This window comes from Aeromonas media (assembly GCF_020423125.1).
GTDB lineage: Bacteria > Pseudomonadota > Gammaproteobacteria > Enterobacterales > Aeromonadaceae > Aeromonas > Aeromonas media.
Map to the genome: position 1 here is coordinate 4,491,056 of NZ_CP075564.1, position 18,619 is coordinate 4,509,674.

Here is an 18,619-nt window from a genome sequence, read left to right on the forward strand (position 1 = left end):
GTTCATGTCCCGCATTCTGTTATCCAGCCTGCTTGCCGCCGGTCTCTTCTGCTCCCTGCCCGCCAGCGCCGCCACCGGCTGCCTGCTGTTCGCCGATGGCAGCGGCAAGCCCTTCAGTGCCCAGGGTGACTGCGCCAGCCAGCTGCCTCCCGCCTCCACCTTCAAGATCCCGCTGGCGCTGATGGGCTATGACAGCGGCTTCCTGGTGGATGAGCAACTGCCAGCTCTGCCATTCAAAGCCGGTGACCCTGACTTCCTGCCGGAATGGAAGCAGACCACCACCCCGAGCCGTTGGATGACCTATTCGGTGATCTGGTACTCCCAACGCCTCACCGAGTGGCTGGGGGCGGCGCGCTTCCAGCAATACGTGGACCGCTTCGACTACGGCAACCGGGATCTCTCGGGCAACCCTGGCAAACATGACGGCCTGACCCAGGCCTGGCTCAGTTCCAGCCTTGCCATCAGCCCCCAGGAGCAGGCACGCTTTCTCGGCAAGCTGGTGAGCGGCAAGCTGCCGGTCTCCGCCCAGACACTGCAGCACACGGCCAATATCCTGCGTCAGCCCGACATCGATGGCTGGCAGATCCATGGCAAGACCGGCATGGGCTACCCCAAACTGCTGGATGGCAGCCTCGACCGGGATCAGCAGATCGGCTGGTTCGTCGGCTGGGCCAGCAAGCAGGATCAGAAGCTCATCTTCGTCCACACCGTCATCCAGAAGCCTGGCAAGCAGTTTGCCTCCCTCAGGGCCAGGGAAGAGGTGTTTGCCGCACTGCCAGAACAGCTGAAGAAGCTGTGATGCCAAGACCGGCGCAAGGCGCCGGTTTTTTTATCCCCTTCACCCCCACTTCACAGGGCCCCATCCCCGCTTCACCCGACCAGGGCACACTCCCGTTCACCAACAAGGAGATGCGCCATGGTCAAACAGATAATCACCCACAAGATCGCCCTGCTGCTGTTGCTCTGCCTGCTGCTGATGATCCCGGTTCACGCCATCATGGATCTGAACCGGGTGCGCCAGGCTTACCGCAGCCAGGCCATCCACAGCATCATGGCCAGCAGCAGCGGGCCACAGCGCTTGCTGGGGCCTGTGCTGGTGCAACCCTATACCAGGGCCGTCACCGTCGAGCAGGATGGCAAGCGCTTCGTGCGCGAGGAGCGGGTCTATCGCTACCTGTTGCCGGACAGGCTGGATGTGCGGGCCAGCATGGAGGTCACCCCGCGCAAGCTCGGCATCTATCAGGCCCAGGTCTATCAAGGCCGGCTCTCCCTCTCTGGCCACTTGCCGGCCAGCCTGGCCGACAAGGCACTGGTTGCCGGCAACCCGGACCTGAGCTTCGACGCCGCGGATCCTGCCCTGATCCCTGGCAAGCCCTACCTCAGCCTGGTGCTGTCCGATGCCCGCGGCATCAGCAGCGTGCCCGAGCTGCAACTGGGGGAGCGGCGCATTCAGTTCACCCCCGGCGCCCTGCTGGGAGACGGTCTGGCCGGCATCCATGCTCCGCTCGACAGCCTGCCCGGGGAAGATGGCCGCTTTCACATCGAGCTGAACCTGCAGGGCATGAACGCACTCGAGGTGGTGCCGATCGGCCAGGACAGCAGGTTCAACCTGAGTGGCAACTGGCCTCATCCCAACTTCATCGGCGATTTTCTGCCCGGCAACCGCACCCTGAACGATCATGGGTTCGACGCCAGCTGGCAGACCAGCTGGTTTGCCACCGACATGGAACGGCGCTTCACCCGCATGATGAAGGGAGCCGGGAGCGAGTTGCCGACCTTCAGCGTCAGCCTGGTGCAGCCGGTGGATCACTATCAGCTGAACGAGCGGGCCGCCAAGTACGCCCTGCTGTTCATCGGCCTCACCTTCCTCAGCTTCTTCATGTTCGAGCTGCTCAGGGGGCTGCGGGTGCATCCGATCCAGTACGCCCTGGTGGGCATGGGTCTGGCCATCTTCTATCTGGTGTTGCTGGCGCTGACCGAGCACCTCGGCTTTGGCTGGGCTTATCTGGTCGCCAGCCTCGCCAGCGTGTCGCTCAACGGCTTCTACCTCAGCCATGTGCTGGGGGGGCCGCGTCAGGGCCTCGGCTTCGCGGCCCTGCTCGGGCTGGTCTACGCCATCCTGTTCGGGCTGCTGCAAGCCGAGGAGATAGCCCTGCTGCTCGGCGCCCTGCTGCTGTTCACCATATTGGCACTGATCATGATGCTGACCCGCAAGCTGGACTGGTATGGGGTGATGGGTAACCCGCCCCCTTCCCCAACCCCGAATCAGGAGAGCTGAAAACAAAACCGGCGCCCTCAGGGCGCCGGTTTTATTTCATTGATCGGGCATCACTTCTTCTTGACCGGGCGAGCCCAGTTCTTGATGTGGCGCTGGGGCACCCGGGTAATCACCAGCTCGTGCTCGGCCACATCCTTGGTGATGGTTGAACCCGCCCCCAGAGTCGCACCCTTGCCGATGCGCACCGGCGCCACCAGCTGGGTATCGGAGCCGACGAAGACGTCATCCTCGATGATGGTCTGGAACTTGTTCACCCCATCGTAGTTGCAGGTGATGGTACCGGCGCCGATATTCACCTTGGCGCCGATGTCCGCATCCCCCAGGTAGGTCAGATGACCACACTTGGAGCCAACCCCCAGACGGGATTTCTTCATCTCGACGAAGTTGCCGACGTGGGCATCCTGCTCCAGCACAGCACCCGGGCGCAGACGGGCGAAGGGGCCGACCGAACATTGATCGGCCACCAGGGCACCCTCGATAACGGAGTAGGGTTTCACCTCGCTGTGATCGCCAATCTCGCAATCCTTCAGCACAGCGCCAGCACCTATGCGCACATGGTTGCCGAGCTTGACCTTGCCCTCGATGATGACGTTGACGTCGATCACCACCTCCTCACCGATCTCCAGGGTGCCGCGCAGATCGAAGCGGGCCGGATCGATCAGGGTGACCCCGGCGATCATCAGCTTCTCGGCCTGCATCTGCTGATAGCTGCGCTCGAGGGCCGCCAGCTGGACCCGGTTGTTGGCCCCTTCCACCTCCATGGCGCTGTCCGGGTGGACGGCGGCAATGGGGCAGCCATCCCCATGGGCCATGGCGATCACGTCGGTGAGATAGAACTCCCCCTGGGCGTTCTTGTTGTCCAGACGGGACAGCCAGCCGCTCAGCTGGGCGCCATTGGCCACCAGCACGCCGGTATTCACCTCGCGGATGGCGAGCTGTTCGGCGTTGGCATCCTTCTGCTCGACGATGCCGACCACCTGGCCGTTTTCCCGCACGATGCGGCCGTAGCCGGTGGGGTTGTCCAGCACCACGGTCAGCAGCGCCATGCCGTCGTCGGCCTTGGCGGCCAGCAGCCGTTGCAGGGTCTCGGGCTGGATCAGCGGGGTATCGCCGTAGAGCACCAGCACATCATCCTCATCCTGCCAGAACGGGATCGCCTGGGCGACGGCATGGCCGGTGCCCAGTTGCTGCGCCTGCAGTACCCAGTTGAGATCCGGGGCGGCGATCCGCTCCTTGAGCAGCTCGGCACCGTGGCCATAGACCAGGTGCAGTTGCTCGGCACCTATCTGGCGGGCGGTGTCGATCACATGGGACACCATGGGTTTGTTGGCGACGGGGTGCAGCACCTTGGGCAGAACGGAACGCATGCGAGTACCTTTACCCGCAGCCAGGATCACGACGTTGAGAGACATAGCCAGCCTTTGAAACATGAGGAAATACCCGGCGGAGTCTATCCAACGGGCAAAAAAAAAGCGACCCGAAGGTCGCTTTTTACATCACCGTGATTAGCGGTAATTCTTTTTGACGATATCGATAACCCGCAGCTGGGCCATTGCTTTGGCCAGCTCGGCAGATGCCTGAGCATAGTCGATATCACCATGGGAGCTGCTGATCCGCTCTTCGGCACGACGCTTGGCTTCCTGGGCTTTCGCCTCATCCAGGTCATCGGCACGAATGGCGGTATCGGCCAGCACGGTCACGGCTTCGGGTTGTACTTCCAGCATGCCGCCGGAGATGTACAGCACCTCTTCGCTACCATTTTGCTTGATCAAGCGGACCAGGCCCGGCTTGATGGCAGTCAGCAACGGAGCATGACCGTGGCGGAGACCCAGCTCACCCTCGGAGCCTGTTACCTGGGCAGATTGCACACGACCGGAAAACAGTTTCCCTTCGGCGCTCACTACATCCAGGTGAAATGAGATCATCTCAGCCATGGGCCCTCCTATCGAGGCTTACAGTTTCTTGGCTTTCTCGACGACTTCGTCGATACCGCCAACCATGTAGAACGCCTGCTCGGGCAGATCGTCATACTCGCCTTTCAGGATGCCCTGGAAACCGCGAATGGTCTCTTTCAGCGGCACGTACTTACCTGAAGAACCGGTAAATACTTCGGCCACGAAGAACGGCTGGGACAGGAAACGCTCGATCTTACGGGCACGGGATACGGTCAGTTTGTCTTCTTCTGACAGTTCATCCATACCCAGGATGGCGATGATGTCCTTCAGCTCCTTGTAGCGCTGCAGCACGATCTGCACACCACGAGCGGTCTCGTAGTGATCCTTGCCTACCACCAGCGGATCCAGCTGACGGGAGGTGGAGTCCAGCGGGTCAACGGCCGGGTAGATACCCAGTGCCGCGATCTGACGGGACAGAACGATGGTCGCATCCAGGTGGGCGAAGGTGGTCGCCGGAGACGGGTCGGTCAAGTCATCCGCAGGCACGTAAACGGCCTGGACTGAGGTGATGGAACCGGTCTTGGTGGAGGTGATACGTTCTTGCAGAACACCCATCTCCTCGGCCAGGGTCGGCTGGTAACCTACTGCAGAAGGCATACGGCCCAGCAGTGCGGATACTTCGGTACCGGCCAGGGTGTAACGGTAGATGTTGTCCACGAAGAACAGCACGTCACGACCCTCGTCACGGAACTTCTCTGCCATGGTCAGACCGGTCAGCGCGACGCGCAGACGGTTTCCGGGCGGCTCGTTCATCTGACCGTAAACCAGAGATACTTTGTCCAGTACGTTGGACTCCATCATCTCGTGGTAGAAGTCGTTACCCTCACGGGTACGCTCACCCACACCGGCGAATACAGAGTAACCACTGTGTTCGATCGCGATGTTACGGATCAGCTCCATCATGTTGACGGTCTTGCCTACACCGGCACCACCGAACAGACCGACCTTACCACCCTTGGCGAACGGGCAAACCAGGTCGATAACCTTGATGCCGGTCTCCAGCAGCTCGGCGCTGTTGGACTGATCTTCGTAGCTGGGAGCTTCGCGGTGGATGGACCAACGCTCTTCTTCGCCGATCGGACCCTTCTCGTCGATGGGCTCGCCCAGTACGTTCATGATACGACCCAGGGTCGAGGTACCAACCGGTACCTGGATGGCCTTGCCGCTGTTAACTACTTCCAACCCACGACGCAGACCGTCGGAGGAGCCCATGGTGATGCAACGAACGACGCCGCCGCCGATCTGTTGCTGAACTTCCAGTACCAGACCCTGGCCTTGGCCTTCGCTGATGACTTTCAGTGCATCGTACACCTGGGGCACGGCATTCTGCGGGAACTCGATGTCCACTACAGCGCCGATGATTTGGACGATGAAACCGTTACTCATGTCAAATCCTCTAAACCTTTGATAACCCTTGCCTTACACCGCAGCAGCACCGGATACGATCTCTGTCAGTTCCTGGGTAATACTGGCCTGACGGGCCTTGTTGTACACCAGTTGCAGATCGTTAATCAGGTTGCCGGCGTTGTCAGTCGCGGCTTGCATGGCAACCATTCGGGCTGCCTGTTCACTTGCCAAGTTTTCTACCACACCCTGGTACACCTGGGATTCGACGTAGCGAATCAACAGGGTATCCAGCAGCTGCTTGGGATCAGGCTCATAGAGGTAATCCCAGTGGTGTTTCTTGGCGAGCTTGCTGTCTTCTGTTACGGGCAAAGGCAGCAGTTGATCGACTTTTGGTTGCTGAACCATGGTGTTGACGAACTTGTTGTACACCAGGTACAGCCTGTCAATCTCACCGTTGTCGTAAGCCTTCAGCATGACCTTGACTGAACCAATCAGGTCATTGACGCTCGGGTTATCACCCAGTCCGGAGACGTGGGCTTTCACCTTGGCGCCGTGCCGTTCAAAGAAGTTGGAGGCCTTGCTACCGATCAGTGCCAGGTCAACCTTGGCACCTTTCGCGCTCCATTGCTTCATATCGTTGAGGGCAGCTTTGAACAGGTTGATGTTCAGGCCGCCACACAGGCCACGGTCGGTGGAGACGACGATGTAACCCACTCGCTTGACCTCACGTTCGATGAGGTAGGGGTGCTTGTATTCCAAGTTCCCCTGAGCGATATGGCCGATCACCTTGCGCATGGTTTCAGCGTACGGACGGCTGGCAGACATGCGTTCCTGCGCACGGCGCATCTTGCTGGCTGCCACCATTTCCATAGCGCTGGTGATCTTCTGAGTGTTCTTCACACTCCCGATCTTGTTACGTATCTCTTTTGCGCCGGCCATCTCTTCTCTCCATCAGGTGGCAGCTTGCGCTGCCACACACGCTTACCAGGTCTGGGTTGCCTTGAAGCTATCCAGCAACGCAGTCAGCTTGCCAACGATCGCGTCGTTGTAGTCGGCCTTGGCATTGATTTCAGCCATCAGCTCAGCATGCTGGGTATTGGCGTAAGAGAGCAGAGCGGCTTCGAAGTCGACGATCTTGCTCAGTTCGACATCGGCGAGGTAGCCCTTCTCGGCGGCGAACAGCACCAGAGACTGGTGAGCCACGCTCATCGGAGAGTACTGCTTCTGCTTCATCAGCTCGGTCACTTTCTGACCATGATCCAGCTGCTTGCGAGTCGCATCGTCCAGATCGGAAGAGAACTGGGCGAAGGCCGCCAGTTCACGATACTGGGCCAGCGCGGTACGGATACCACCGGACAGCTTCTTGACGATCTTGGTCTGAGCGGCACCGCCCACACGGGATACGGAGATACCCGGGTCAACCGCCGGACGAATACCGGAGTTGAACAGCTGAGTGGTCAGGAAGATCTGGCCATCGGTGATGGAGATCACGTTGGTCGGAACGAACGCAGACACGTCGCCGGCCTGGGTTTCGATGATCGGCAGCGCGGTCAGAGAACCGGTCTGTCCAGTCACGGCACCCTTGGTGAACTTCTCGACGTACTCGACGTTGACGCGGGAAGCACGCTCCAGCAGACGGGAGTGCAGATAGAAGACATCGCCCGGGTAAGCTTCACGTCCTGGCGGACGGCGCAGCAGCAGGGAGATCTGGCGATAAGCTACGGCCTGCTTGGACAGGTCATCATAGATGATCAGCGCGTCTTCACCGCGGTCACGGAAGTACTCACCCATGGAGCAACCGGCATAAGGAGCCAGGTACTGCAGGGCAGCTGCTTCGGAGGCGGAGGCGACGACCACTATGGTGTTGGCCAGGGCGCCGTGCTCTTCCAGCTTGCGCACCACGTTGGCGATGGTAGAGGCCTTCTGGCCAATCGCAACGTAGACGCACTTAATGCCGGAGTCTTTCTGGTTGATGATGGTGTCGATCGCGATGGCGGTCTTACCAACCTGACGGTCACCGATGATCAGCTCACGCTGGCCACGACCGATAGGGATCATGGCATCGATGGCTTTCAGACCGGTCTGGACTGGCTGGTCAACAGACTTACGCTCGATAACGCCCGGGGCAATGACTTCGATCGGCGAGTAGCCGTCGTTGTCTACCGGACCCTTACCGTCGATCGGCTGACCCAGGGTGTTGACCACCCGGCCCAACAGACCACGACCGACCGGCACTTCCAGAATACGGCCGGTACCTTTTACTTTCATCCCTTCAGCCAGGTTGGCATAGGGACCCATGACAACGGCACCAACGGAGTCACGCTCCAGGTTCAATGCCAGAGCAAAGCGGTTACCCGGCAGCTCGATCATTTCACCCTGCATGGCATCGGCCAGACCGTGGATACGAATGATACCGTCGCTCACAGAGACGATGGTACCTTCGTTACGCGCTTCGCTTTTGACATCAAACTGCGCAATGCGCTGCTTGATCAGCTCGGCGATTTCAGTGGAATTCAGTTGCATGCTCTAATACCCCAATCAAGATTGCAGCGCGTCGGCCATGCGATCCAGCTTACCGCGGACCGTGCCGTCGATAACCAGATCACCGGCCTTGATGAGCACCCCGGCCATCAAGGACGCATCTGTGCTGCAATTCAGCTTCACTTTGCGCGCGAGACGTTGTTCCAGAGAAGCCTGAATAGCGGCCTTCTGCTGGTCGGTCAGTTCGATCGCCGAAATCACGTCAGCCTGAACTTCTTTGTCCAGTTCAGCCTTGAGCGCGACATATTCAGCAACGACAGCCGGCAGCACACCCAAGCGACCATTCTCAGCCATCACCCGGATCAGGTTCTGACCATGCTCGTTGAGCTGCTCACCGCAGACACCGACAAACAGGTTTGCCAGTTCTTCGGCGGCCACGGAGCCGTTTACCAGGTTATGGATGGTCTCGTTCTCGGCCACTTGTGCGGCGAAACCGAGCATCTCCAGCCATTGGTCAACCGCCTTGTGCTCAACGGCAAACTCGAAAGCAGCCTTGGCGTAGGGGCGAGCGATTGTAGTCAGTTCAGACATAGCCCCGTTCCCGTTACAGTTCTGCTACCAGTTTGTCGACGATGTCGCTGTTGGCAGCCTGGTCGATTTGGCGTGCCAGGATCTTCTCTGCACCCGCGATGGCAAGAGCAGCAACCTGCTTGCGCAGTTCTTCTTTGGCACGATGACGTTCAGCTTCGATCTCTGCACGGCCCTGAGCCAGGATTTTTTCCCGCTCTGCTTGAGCTCCGACAGCGGCTTCATCAATGATCTGGGCCTTGCGTTTGTTGGCTTGATCGATGATTTCGGCAGCCTGGTGCTTGGCTTCTTTCAGCTGATCGGTGGCGTTGGCCTTGGCCAAATCCAGATCTTTCTTGGCACGCTCGGCAGAAGAGAGACCATCAGCAATTTCTTTCTGACGGGCTTCGATGGCAGCGATCAACGGCGGCCATACGTACTTCATGCAAAACACTACGAAGAAGAAAAAAGCAATTGCTTGGCCGAGGAGGGTGGCGTTGATATTCACAGCCTATGTCCTCTTAAGTTAGTTAATGGGTTATGCCTGGGGAGTCGTAGAGACTTAGCCAGCAACCGCAAACATCACATACAGACCCAGACCAACGGCGATCATCGGGATCGCATCCACCAGACCCATGACGATGAAGAACTGGGTACGCAGAACAGGGATCAGGTCCGGTTGACGAGCAGCACCTTCCAGGAACTTGCCACCCAGGATACCGATACCGATGGAGGCGCCGATAGCCGCCAGACCCATCATCATTGCAGCAGCGATGTACAGCAGGTCCATGTTCAAGTTTTCCATGAGGATCTCCATTTATTTAGATGTAATTGATTGTATAAAAAGGATTATTTGAGTTGCATCAACCATGGTCTTCTTGCGCCATCGACAGATAGACGATGGTCAGAACCATGAAGATAAACGCCTGCAAAGTGATGATCAGGATGTGGAAAATTGCCCAAGGCACGGACAGGATCCACTGTGACCACCAGGGTAACAAACCCGCAATCAGGATAAAGATCAGTTCGCCAGCATACATGTTGCCGAACAGTCGCAGACCCAATGAAACAGGCTTGGAAATCAACGTGACGGTTTCAAGGATGAAGTTAACCGGGATGGCAGCGGGATGGTTGAAAGGCTGAAGCGTCAGCTCCTTCACAAATCCGCTGATACCCTTGACCTTGATGCTGTAGTACAGGATCAAGAAGAACACGCCCAAAGCCATGGACATGGTGATGTTAACGTCAGCAGAGGGAACCACACGCAGATAGGGAACACCCATCAACTGTGCAGCGTGAGGGATAAAGTCAACGGGGATCAAATCCATGAAGTTCATCAGGAAGATCCAGACAAACACTGTCAGTCCCAGCGGTGCGATGACCGGGTTCCGACCATGGAAGATGTCTTTGACGTTACCATTCACAAACTCGACCAGCATCTCCACAAAGCACTGCAGCTTACCGGGCACACCGCTGGTGGCCTTGACGGCTACGCGGCGGAACGACCAGATAAACAGGGCGCCTAGCAAGACGGAAAATATCATGGAATCGATATTCACCGTCCAGAACCCGGACCCGACTTGCAGGTGGGTCAGGTGGTGGGAGATATATCCCTGAGGAGTCAGGACTTCTCCGGTTGCAGACATGAGTTTTCCTAATAGTGGTTGTTAAGCGTGAATGAAACTATCCACTGTACAACGAGGGCGAGGATATAAGTGGCGAAGAACGAGACGGTGTCGACCTCGATCCCGGAGCCAAACATCAGGGCGAAAAGTCCTGTTGTAGTAATGAGCTTAATCCCTGCCCCACCATAAAAGTCCCGCAAGACCAGGCCCACGCTCTCTTTCGTCACCTTGCGGCGCAGAACCCAGAGTGTGAACAGGGCTTGAGGAACCCAGTACATTCCTCCCCCAAAGAGGGAAGAACGTCCGGCAAACGCCCCGGTCTGATAAAACCAGACGGAACTGATCGCCAGGATCAGGACGAGCTGACAAACGAGCATAGCCAAGGCCAGCGTCAAACCTTCCAAGGCTACTTTCTGTTTCACCAACCTACCCCTGAACATTACAGAACTGTAAAAAATCGGGATCCGAAGACCCCAGGTTCACAGCTCGAAAAGCCGGTCAAATTATACCCGTGAAGACGGCTATTGCAACATGGCAAAAATCCTTAATTTTTGCGGCTTTCCGCGCGAAATTAAGGTTATGTTCATATCGAAAGGAATGGATGTTTTATTACTACAAAAAGCGTAAAAATCACGATTCTGACAGACCAAAATAGCCCAATACCCGGTCCAAATCTGCCAAGTTATCGTAACTTATTACTAACTTGCCGCTATCCTTCTTGCCCGGCTGAAGCTGTACCTGATTGCCAATTTTTTCTGAAATCTGGCGCTCGAGGTAACCAAACTGGGGATCACGGACGGGTTCGACCTTGGTTTTTGCCGGTTCCAGCGTTTTCTGCACCAGTTTCTCGGTATCTCGCACCGTCAGCCCCTTCTGGGCAACCAGCTTGGCCAGTTCGGACTGGGCCGGGCCGCTCAGGGCCAGCAGGGCCCGGGCGTGACCCATGTCGAGATCCCCGTGCTCGACGAAGCGCTTCACGTCCTCGTTGAGTTGATTGAGGCGCAGCAGGTTGGTCACCGTGGTGCGGGACTTGCCCACCGCTTCGGCCACCTGCTGGTGGGTCAGCTCGAACTCGGTCAGCAGTCGCTGCAGGGCCACCGCCTCTTCAATGGCGTTGAGATCCTCGCGCTGGATATTCTCAATCAGCGCGATGGCCACCGCAGCCTCGTCGGGCACGTCCTTGACCAGGCAGGGCACCACCTCGAGCCGGGCCAGCTGGGACGCGCGCCAGCGCCGTTCACCGGCGATGATTTCGAAGCGATTCTCGCCGATGGAGCGTACCACTATTGGCTGAATCACGCCTTGCGCCCGTATCGAGTTGGCCAGGTCTTCCAGCGCATCCTGGGACATGTCCTTGCGTGGCTGATATTTGCCGGACTGCAGCCACTCCAGCGGCAGCTTGCGCAGCTCGCCCTGGTTGGTGGGCGCCATGGCCTGCTCGGTACGCTGGTCGCTCATCACCTGTTTCTGGCGGGCGGCCGTGCTGGTGCTGAGCAGGGCGTCCAACCCCTTGCCCAGCCCACGTTTCTTCGGCGTCATATGCTCTCTCGGTCTGCGGTGATCGGCTGAGACTCCTGCTCCTGACGACGCAGGATCTCGCCAGCCAAGGCCAGATAGGCCTTGGCCCCCACCGATGATTTGTCATAGTGCATGGCCGGGGCACCGAAGCTCGGCGCCTCCGCCAGTCTAACGTTGCGGGGGATGATGGTGCGATAGACCTTGTCCCCGAAATGCTGTTTCAGCTGATCGGACACATCATTGGCCAGCCGGTTGCGATGATCGAACATGGTGCGCAGCACCCCCTCGATCTTCAGCTCCGGGTTGACGACGGCCGCCAGCTTGCTGATGGTGTCTACCAGGGCGGTGAGCCCCTCCAGCGCGTAATACTCACACTGCATGGGCACCAGCACGGAATCGGCAGCGGCCATGGCGTTGACGGTCAGCATGTTGAGAGAAGGCGGGCAGTCGATGAAGACGTAGTCGTATTTGTCCCGTACCGAGGCAAGGGCGTTGCGCAGGCGGATCTCGCGGGCGAAGAATTCCATCAGCCGAATTTCGGCCGCGGTCACGTCGGCGTTGGCGGCGATGAGGTGATAGCCACCCGAGGTTTCGGGGATGATCACCTCGTTGATGGGTGCATCGTCGATTAGCAGTTCATAGGCGGTGCGTTCAACTTCGTACTTGTCGACGCCGCTGCCCATGGTGGCATTGCCCTGCGGATCCAGATCGATCACCAGCACCTTGCGCCGGGTAGCGGCCAGGGAGGCGGCCAGATTCACACAGGTGGTGGTTTTACCCACTCCACCCTTCTGGTTGGCTATGGCAATGACTTTTCCCACACTGTCCCCTAAATGAAACTGCGACCCTATTCGGGCTGGATATGTTTGAATTCCAGCAGATGACGCTCACCTTCCAGCTCCGGCACCACCAATTGATGGGCGGCAACCAGGCGAATGCTGGCAGGCAACTGTGCCAGTTCCTGCTCGGGGTATTGTCCCTTGAGCGCAAGGAAGCTCCCTTCGGGTGACGGCAGATGGTGACACCAGCTCAGCATGTCCTCCAGCGAGGCGAAGGCCCGGCTGAGTACACCATCGAAGCCCACTTCGGGTTGATACTCTTCCACCCGGGATTTGACGGGTGTCACGTTGGTCAACCCCAGCTCCTGGATCACCTGGCGGATGAAGTTGATCCGCTTGCCCAGGCTGTCCAGCAACACGAACTGCTTGTCCGGATTGATGATCGCCAATGGCAGGCCGGGCAGGCCGGGGCCTGTGCCCACATCGATGAAACGCTCACCGTGCAGGTGAGGGCTCACCACCAGGCTGTCGAGGATGTGCTTGACCAGCATGGCGTCCGGATCTCGCACCGAGGTGAGATTGTAAGCCTTGTTCCACTTGTGCAGCAACTCAACCAACTGCACCAACTGGGTCTTTTGGATATCGGTGATAACAATACCGGCCTGCATGAGCAGGCCGTTCAATCTTTCCAGCATGTTTTCCAACGGGGAATTCCTCAGGCGGTTTTACGCAGCAGGCCGTGTTTCTTCAGGTGAACCAGCAGGATGGAGATGGCCGCCGGGGTGATGCCGGAGATGCGGGAGGCCTGACCTATGGTCTGCGGCTTGGCATCGTTCAGCTTGGCGATCACCTCGTTGGAGAGACCGTTCACGTCGCGGTAGTTCATGTCCAGCGGCAACAGGGTATTCTCGTTGCGCAGTTGCTTCTCCACCTCGTCGTGCTGGCGCTCGATGTAGCCGGCGTACTTGATCTGGATCTCGACCTGATCCGCCGCGGCCGCGTCTTCCAGCGCCGGGCCGACCCCTTCAATGGCCATCAGGGCATCGTAGGTCACCTCGGGGCGACGCAGCAGCTCTTCCAGACTCTGCTCCCGGGTCAGGGGCGTGTTCACCAGAGCGTTGACTGCCTCCAGCGACGGGTGCTGCGGGTGGATCCAGGTTGAACGCATGCGCTGACGCTCCTGCTCCACCTGCTCCATCTTGGTGTTGAACAGGCTCCAGCGATGGTCATCCACCAGGCCGAGCTCGCGACCTATGGCTGTCAGGCGCAGATCGGCGTTGTCTTCTCGCAGCAGCAGACGGTATTCGGCGCGGCTGGTGAACATGCGGTAGGGCTCGCGAGTACCCAGGGTGGAGAGATCGTCCATCATCACACCCATGTAGGCCTGATCCCGGCGGGGATGCCAGGCGTCCTTGCCCTGGGCTCGCAGACCGGCGTTCAGACCGGCCATCAGCCCCTGGGCGGCCGCCTCTTCATAGCCTGTAGTGCCGTTGATCTGGCCGGCGAAGAAGAGGTTTGGAATGCATTTGCTCTCCATGTTGGCCTTGAGATCTCGCGGATCGAAGAAGTCGTATTCGATGGCGTAGCCGGGGCGGGTGATGTGGGCATTCTCGAAGCCACGGATCGAACGGACGATCTGCACCTGTACGTCGAACGGCAGGCTGGTGGAGATCCCGTTCGGGTAGAGTTCGTGGGTGGTCAGGCCTTCCGGCTCGACGAAGATCTGGTGCGCCGTCTTGTCGGCGAAGCGGGTGATCTTGTCCTCGATCGACGGGCAGTAACGGGGGCCTATCCCCTCGATCACCCCGGCATACATGGGGCTGCGATCCAGGTTGTTGCGGATCACCTCGTGGGTCTTCTCGTTGGTGTGGGTAACGTAGCAGGGCACCTGACGCGGGTGCTGACTGGCGTTGCCGATGAACGAGAAGACGGGACGAGGATCGTCACCGTGCTGCTGCTGCATCACGGAGAGATCGACGGTACGGGCATCGATGCGTGGCGGTGTGCCAGTCTTGAGCCGATCGATGCGCAGCGGCAGCTCACGCAGACGCTGCGCCAGGGCGATCGAGGGAGGATCCCCGGCGCGGCCGCCCTTGTAGTTTTCCATCCCGATGTGGATCAGACCGTTCAGGAAGGTGCCGACTGTCAGCACCACCGTCTTGCCACTGATGCGGATCCCGCTCTGGGTGACCACGCCGGCGACGCGATCACCGTCCATGACGAGATCGTCACAGGCTTGCTGGAAGATCTTCAGATTCGGGTAATTCTCCAGGGTCTGGCGCACCACGGCCTTGTAGAGCAGGCGATCCGCCTGGGCACGGGTGGCTCGCACCGCGGGCCCTTTGGAGGAGTTGAGGGTACGGAACTGGATCCCGCCAAGATCGATGGCCTGCGCCATGATCCCGCCCAGGGCATCCACTTCCTTGACCAGGTGTCCCTTGCCGATCCCGCCGATCGCCGGATTACAGGACATGTGTCCCAGCGTATCGATGTTGTGGGTCAACAACAGAGTATTCAGACCCATACGGGCTGCCGCTGTTGCTGCTTCGGTTCCTGCATGACCGCCACCGACGACGATCACATCAAATTGTTCATGGTATTGCATTGGGGATCACCTTGATCTGCACGCCTGAAGATCTTTATTTGCCTGGGCTGAAGGGCGGATCATTCTATCCGTTTCGCCTCTTGAGGGGAACGTCTACTTCAGGATCAGTATGGATGCAGGATCCGTTAGTAGATCTTAAGGATCTTTAGATCGATCTTTTACTGGATCTTTTATTAGGATCCACGATTTCTGTTGATAAGCCCTTTTTGATCATAAAGATCATCCGTTTAAAGACGATCCCAGCTTGTGGAAAAGCTTGGATCCCAGGGCCGTGAACGGGGGGATAACCAGTGGTTTTATACACAGACCAGAACTGGATAAGATCTCATACATGGATAACTATAGGTTTTACAGAGCTTAACACTATAGTTATGCACATTACCCCTGGGCGTTGTGGGTAACCGTGTAGAACAACTCTCCCGGATCTATCTGTTAATAACCTGGTGGATAGGAATTTGGGGACAAGCGGGGAGATCAAGGTGTTTTTACCGGATCTCCCGGGCCCTGATCAGGCGATCATCTGCATCCAGTCATGGATCCAGGCTTCGGCGGCATCTTCCGGGATCTCATGCTGGGTCACGTCTATCTCCAGACGATCCCCGATCCGGCTGGCGCCACATTCGGCCAGCAGTCGATCCAGCGTCTTGCCGCCCTGGCAGAAGGTGTCATAACTGCGGTCACCAAGCCCGATCACCCCATATTTCAAGGCGTTGAGATCAGGATGCTGGTCGGCAAGATCCTTGGCGAAGGGCTGAAGATTGTCGGGCACGTCGCCGGCACCGTGGGTGGAAGTGATCACCAGCAGGATGGCATCCGGCTCCGCCAACACCTCGGCCAGGCTGGCCGGGTTGTGGATCCGGGTCTGGTGGCCCGCCTGTTCCAGCAGGCTGGCGACATGATCTGCGACATATTCGGCGGCGCCCAGCATGGAGCCGACGACAAGATTGAGTTTGGCCATGGAATGGATCCTGATGTCATCGAAAGAAATGGAGAGCCGGGATTCTACCGCCAAAGGATGTGGATAAATATGGATAAAGCTTGGGGATAAGGATCCTTCACGATTTTTATGGCAGAGGCCGCCCTCGCCATCTTTTTTTATCTTCCTCTGTGTTCCCTTCTTTTGATCACCCTCCTGAATGAGTCTTTCTGCCGGAAAAGTCGTCCATTGATACAGCAGGTAACAATAGAGATGCAAATGATTAGCAATTATTGAATCGATTCGATCATGGCTCCTGTAGTAGCATTGTGCCGCTTTATTCGCCTAAGGAGTCGGGCAGACCGGCCGCATTGGGCACCCATAATAAGAAACCAAAATATAACTCATTGATATTTGAGACACTTATATGATTGCGCAAAAAAATACCCAGAATGCAGTGATGCGAAAGAGGGGGGCCCAGCTGTTGCCGCTCTCCTGCCTGCTGGCGAGCCTGCCTGTGCTGGCTGCTGAACAAGCAGATAAAGAGCTGCCCAAGGCGGCTGAAACCATGGTGGTCACCGGCACCGCCATGAAGGTCGAGGTGCCCATGGCCGAGACCCCCCGCGCCGTCTCCGTGGTCAACCGCGAGGAGCTGGATCAGCACGCCGTGCAGCAGCTCGACGAGTCCGTGCGCTACCGCTCCGGCGTGCTCACCGGTTTCTATGGCTCCGACAACAACACCGACTGGTTCAAGGTGCGTGGCTTCGATGCCGCCCAGTACCTCGATGGCAACCGCCTGTTCGGCACCGGTTACTATGTCTGGACCCCGGAGCCATTCGGTCTGGAAAGTGTGGAGCTGCTCAAGGGCCCGGCCTCCATCCTCTACGGCGAGGCGCCTCCCGGCGGCGTGATCAACTCCATCAGCAAGCGCCCCACCGCGACCCCTCAAGGCCTGGTCAATCTGCAACTGGGGAACCGGGATCTGCGTCAGGTCGGGGTCGATTTCTCCGACGATCTGACCGACGACAGCCGTTATCGCATGGTTGCGCTCTATAAAGAGCGCGACGGCGTGCTGGATGGCACTTACAACGAACGCGCCTACCTGGCGCCGAGCGTGACCCTGGACATCTCGGATCGCACCAGTCTCACCCTGCTGGCCAGCTTCCTCCATGACGAAGGAGTGCCCACCAACGGCTTCTTCCCCGTCTATGGCACCCTCAATACCGAGGGCGGCCAGATCGATCCCGCCACCAACCTGAGTCAGCCGGATTATGATCGCAACCGCAACACCCAGATATCTACCGGTTACGAGCTGGCCCACCAGTTCAACCAGACCTGGGAGTTCAAGCAGAACGTCCGCTTCAACTACAACGATCTGCTGCTGCGCCAGACCTATATCTTCCCGACCTATGAAGGCACCACCGCCTACCGCGGCCTGGTCTACCGTGACGGCGACACCAAGAGTGCCACCATGGACAACCAGCTGGTGGGTTACTGGAACACGGACAGCACCGAGCAGACCCTGTTGATGGGGATAGATCTGCAGCGCCACGTGAACGAAGGGGTCGAGGCCGACAACTACGGCATGGGGTCCATCGACACCATGAACCCGGATTACAGCGGCTTCCCCGGCTTCGACGAGTCCACCGCCACCTATCAGAAGAACACCAAGGGTCAGAGCGGCCTCTACGCCCAGCATCAGATCCGCTGGGACGATCGCTGGTTGCTGACCGCAGGCGGCCGCTTCGACTATGTGGAGACCCACAACATCAGCGAAGCCACCAGCAAGAACGAGAAGCAGTATGACGACAACCTCTCGCTCTCCGGCAGCCTGATGTACCTGGCCGACAACGGCCTCTCCCCGTACTTCGCCTATGCGGAGTCGTTCGAAGTGCTGCCTGGCATAGACCCGAACACCAAGAACTCCTACAAACCGCTGGAAGGCAAGCTGTATGAGACCGGCATCAAGTACGCCCCCAGCTTCCTCGATGGCTACATCAACCTGGCGCTGTTCGATCTGGAACAGACCAACTCGCTCGTCTCTACAGGATCCGGCCAGCAGACCCAGGCTGGTGAAGTGACCTCCCAGGGGATCGAACTGGAAGGGAGCGTGCAGGCCACAGAGGCGCTGCGTCTGACCGCTGCTTATACCTACACCGATGCCAAGACCAACGACACCGGCAACGGTGATCGCCAGGCCAGCCTGATCCCGCGTCACCAGGCCTCCTTCTGGGGCAACTACAAGGTGCAGCAGGGTCCTGTCTCCGGGCTGGAAGTGGGCACCGGGGTGCGTTACATCGGCTCCAGCATCGGCATAGGTGCCGTGAATGCGGACTACACCCCCATCTACGGTTCGGCCCAGGTGCCGGCCCAGACGGTGTGGGATGCGATGATCGGGTATGACTTTGCCAAGAACTGGCGTGCCCAGGTCAACGTCAACAACCTGCTGAACGACACCTATGTAGCGAGCTGTGACTACTACTGCTACTACGGTGAGCCGCGCAGCATAGTCGGCTCAGTCAACTACCGCTGGTAAAATACAGGCCGG

The 18,619-nt window shown here is 58.5% G+C and carries 18 protein-coding genes; 3 read left to right on the forward strand and 15 right to left on the reverse strand.

Translation table 11 applies throughout. From position 1 onward, the window contains the following. Positions 1-4 precede the first annotated feature (4 nt). Positions 5-799, forward strand: a complete 795-nt coding sequence (gene blaOXA / locus KI797_RS20770) for an OXA-427 family carbapenem-hydrolyzing class D beta-lactamase (RefSeq protein WP_226170892.1) — start codon at positions 5-7, stop codon at positions 797-799. 117 nt (positions 800-916) lie between these two features. Beyond that, on the forward strand, positions 917-2,278 hold the full coding sequence (creD, locus tag KI797_RS20775) for a cell envelope integrity protein CreD (RefSeq protein ID WP_226170895.1): 1,362 nt from the start codon (positions 917-919) through the stop codon (positions 2,276-2,278). A 50-nt stretch (positions 2,279-2,328) separates the two neighbouring features. Here creD and glmU read toward each other — a convergent pair whose 3' ends face one another. The 15 genes from glmU to mioC all read right to left on the reverse strand — a co-directional run bounded on the left by glmU (position 2,329) and on the right by mioC (position 16,113). Further along, on the reverse strand, positions 2,329-3,690 hold the full coding sequence (gene glmU, locus KI797_RS20780; RefSeq protein WP_161507795.1) for a bifunctional UDP-N-acetylglucosamine diphosphorylase/glucosamine-1-phosphate N-acetyltransferase GlmU: 1,362 nt from the start codon (positions 3,688-3,690) through the stop codon (positions 2,329-2,331). 93 nt (positions 3,691-3,783) lie between these two features. Then, positions 3,784-4,212, reverse strand: a complete 429-nt coding sequence (locus KI797_RS20785; protein WP_025328862.1) for a F0F1 ATP synthase subunit epsilon — start codon at positions 4,210-4,212, stop codon at positions 3,784-3,786. Between the two features lie 18 nt (positions 4,213-4,230). Continuing rightward, the gene (gene atpD, locus KI797_RS20790; RefSeq protein ID WP_041206630.1) at positions 4,231-5,619 is read right to left on the reverse strand and encodes a F0F1 ATP synthase subunit beta; all 1,389 of its coding nucleotides are present in this window, start codon (positions 5,617-5,619) and stop codon (positions 4,231-4,233) included. Positions 5,620-5,652: 33 nt separating this feature from the next. Continuing rightward, on the reverse strand, positions 5,653-6,519 hold the full coding sequence (gene atpG / locus KI797_RS20795) for a F0F1 ATP synthase subunit gamma (protein ID WP_041206629.1): 867 nt from the start codon (positions 6,517-6,519) through the stop codon (positions 5,653-5,655). Between the two features lie 42 nt (positions 6,520-6,561). Then, complete coding sequence (gene atpA / locus KI797_RS20800) at positions 6,562-8,103, reverse strand: F0F1 ATP synthase subunit alpha (protein ID WP_005326253.1); 1,542 nt, start codon at positions 8,101-8,103, stop codon at positions 6,562-6,564. 15 nt (positions 8,104-8,118) lie between these two features. Further along, on the reverse strand, positions 8,119-8,652 hold the full coding sequence (gene atpH, locus KI797_RS20805; protein WP_043132405.1) for a F0F1 ATP synthase subunit delta: 534 nt from the start codon (positions 8,650-8,652) through the stop codon (positions 8,119-8,121). Positions 8,653-8,665: 13 nt separating this feature from the next. Then, positions 8,666-9,136 carry a F0F1 ATP synthase subunit B gene (gene atpF / locus KI797_RS20810; protein WP_041206628.1) on the reverse strand — a complete coding sequence of 157 codons (471 nt, stop codon included), beginning with the start codon at positions 9,134-9,136 and terminating at the stop codon, positions 8,666-8,668. Between the two features lie 54 nt (positions 9,137-9,190). Beyond that, positions 9,191-9,433, reverse strand: coding sequence for a F0F1 ATP synthase subunit C (gene atpE / locus KI797_RS20815; protein WP_005307205.1), 243 nt, complete (start codon positions 9,431-9,433; stop codon positions 9,191-9,193). A 58-nt stretch (positions 9,434-9,491) separates the two neighbouring features. Further along, positions 9,492-10,274: a F0F1 ATP synthase subunit A gene (gene atpB / locus KI797_RS20820; RefSeq protein ID WP_025328868.1), complete on the reverse strand. Its 783-nt coding sequence runs from the start codon at positions 10,272-10,274 to the stop codon at positions 9,492-9,494. Positions 10,275-10,282: 8 nt separating this feature from the next. Further along, the gene (locus KI797_RS20825) at positions 10,283-10,693 is read right to left on the reverse strand and encodes an ATP synthase subunit I (protein ID WP_041206627.1); all 411 of its coding nucleotides are present in this window, start codon (positions 10,691-10,693) and stop codon (positions 10,283-10,285) included. A 190-nt stretch (positions 10,694-10,883) separates the two neighbouring features. Then, positions 10,884-11,792 (reverse strand): ParB/RepB/Spo0J family partition protein, encoded by a 909-nt coding sequence (locus tag KI797_RS20830; protein ID WP_005326273.1) that lies wholly within the window; start codon positions 11,790-11,792, stop codon positions 10,884-10,886. Then, positions 11,789-12,592 carry a ParA family protein gene (locus tag KI797_RS20835; protein ID WP_043132402.1) on the reverse strand — a complete coding sequence of 268 codons (804 nt, stop codon included), beginning with the start codon at positions 12,590-12,592 and terminating at the stop codon, positions 11,789-11,791. The genes KI797_RS20830 and KI797_RS20835 overlap by 4 nt, the downstream gene beginning before the upstream one ends. Before the next feature lie 26 nt (positions 12,593-12,618). Beyond that, complete coding sequence (rsmG, locus tag KI797_RS20840; RefSeq protein ID WP_043132411.1) at positions 12,619-13,245, reverse strand: 16S rRNA (guanine(527)-N(7))-methyltransferase RsmG; 627 nt, start codon at positions 13,243-13,245, stop codon at positions 12,619-12,621. 20 nt (positions 13,246-13,265) lie between these two features. Further along, positions 13,266-15,155, reverse strand: a complete 1,890-nt coding sequence (mnmG, locus tag KI797_RS20845) for a tRNA uridine-5-carboxymethylaminomethyl(34) synthesis enzyme MnmG (RefSeq protein WP_139437145.1) — start codon at positions 15,153-15,155, stop codon at positions 13,266-13,268. A gap of 508 nt (positions 15,156-15,663) precedes the next feature. After that, a complete protein-coding gene (gene mioC, locus KI797_RS20850; RefSeq protein ID WP_025328874.1) occupies positions 15,664-16,113 on the reverse strand; it encodes an FMN-binding protein MioC in 450 nt (149 codons plus the stop codon). 385 nt (positions 16,114-16,498) lie between these two features. Here mioC and KI797_RS20855 point away from each other — a divergent pair, with 385 nt between their 5' ends. Continuing rightward, on the forward strand, positions 16,499-18,607 hold the full coding sequence (locus tag KI797_RS20855; protein WP_226170897.1) for a TonB-dependent siderophore receptor: 2,109 nt from the start codon (positions 16,499-16,501) through the stop codon (positions 18,605-18,607). Positions 18,608-18,619 lie beyond the last annotated feature (12 nt).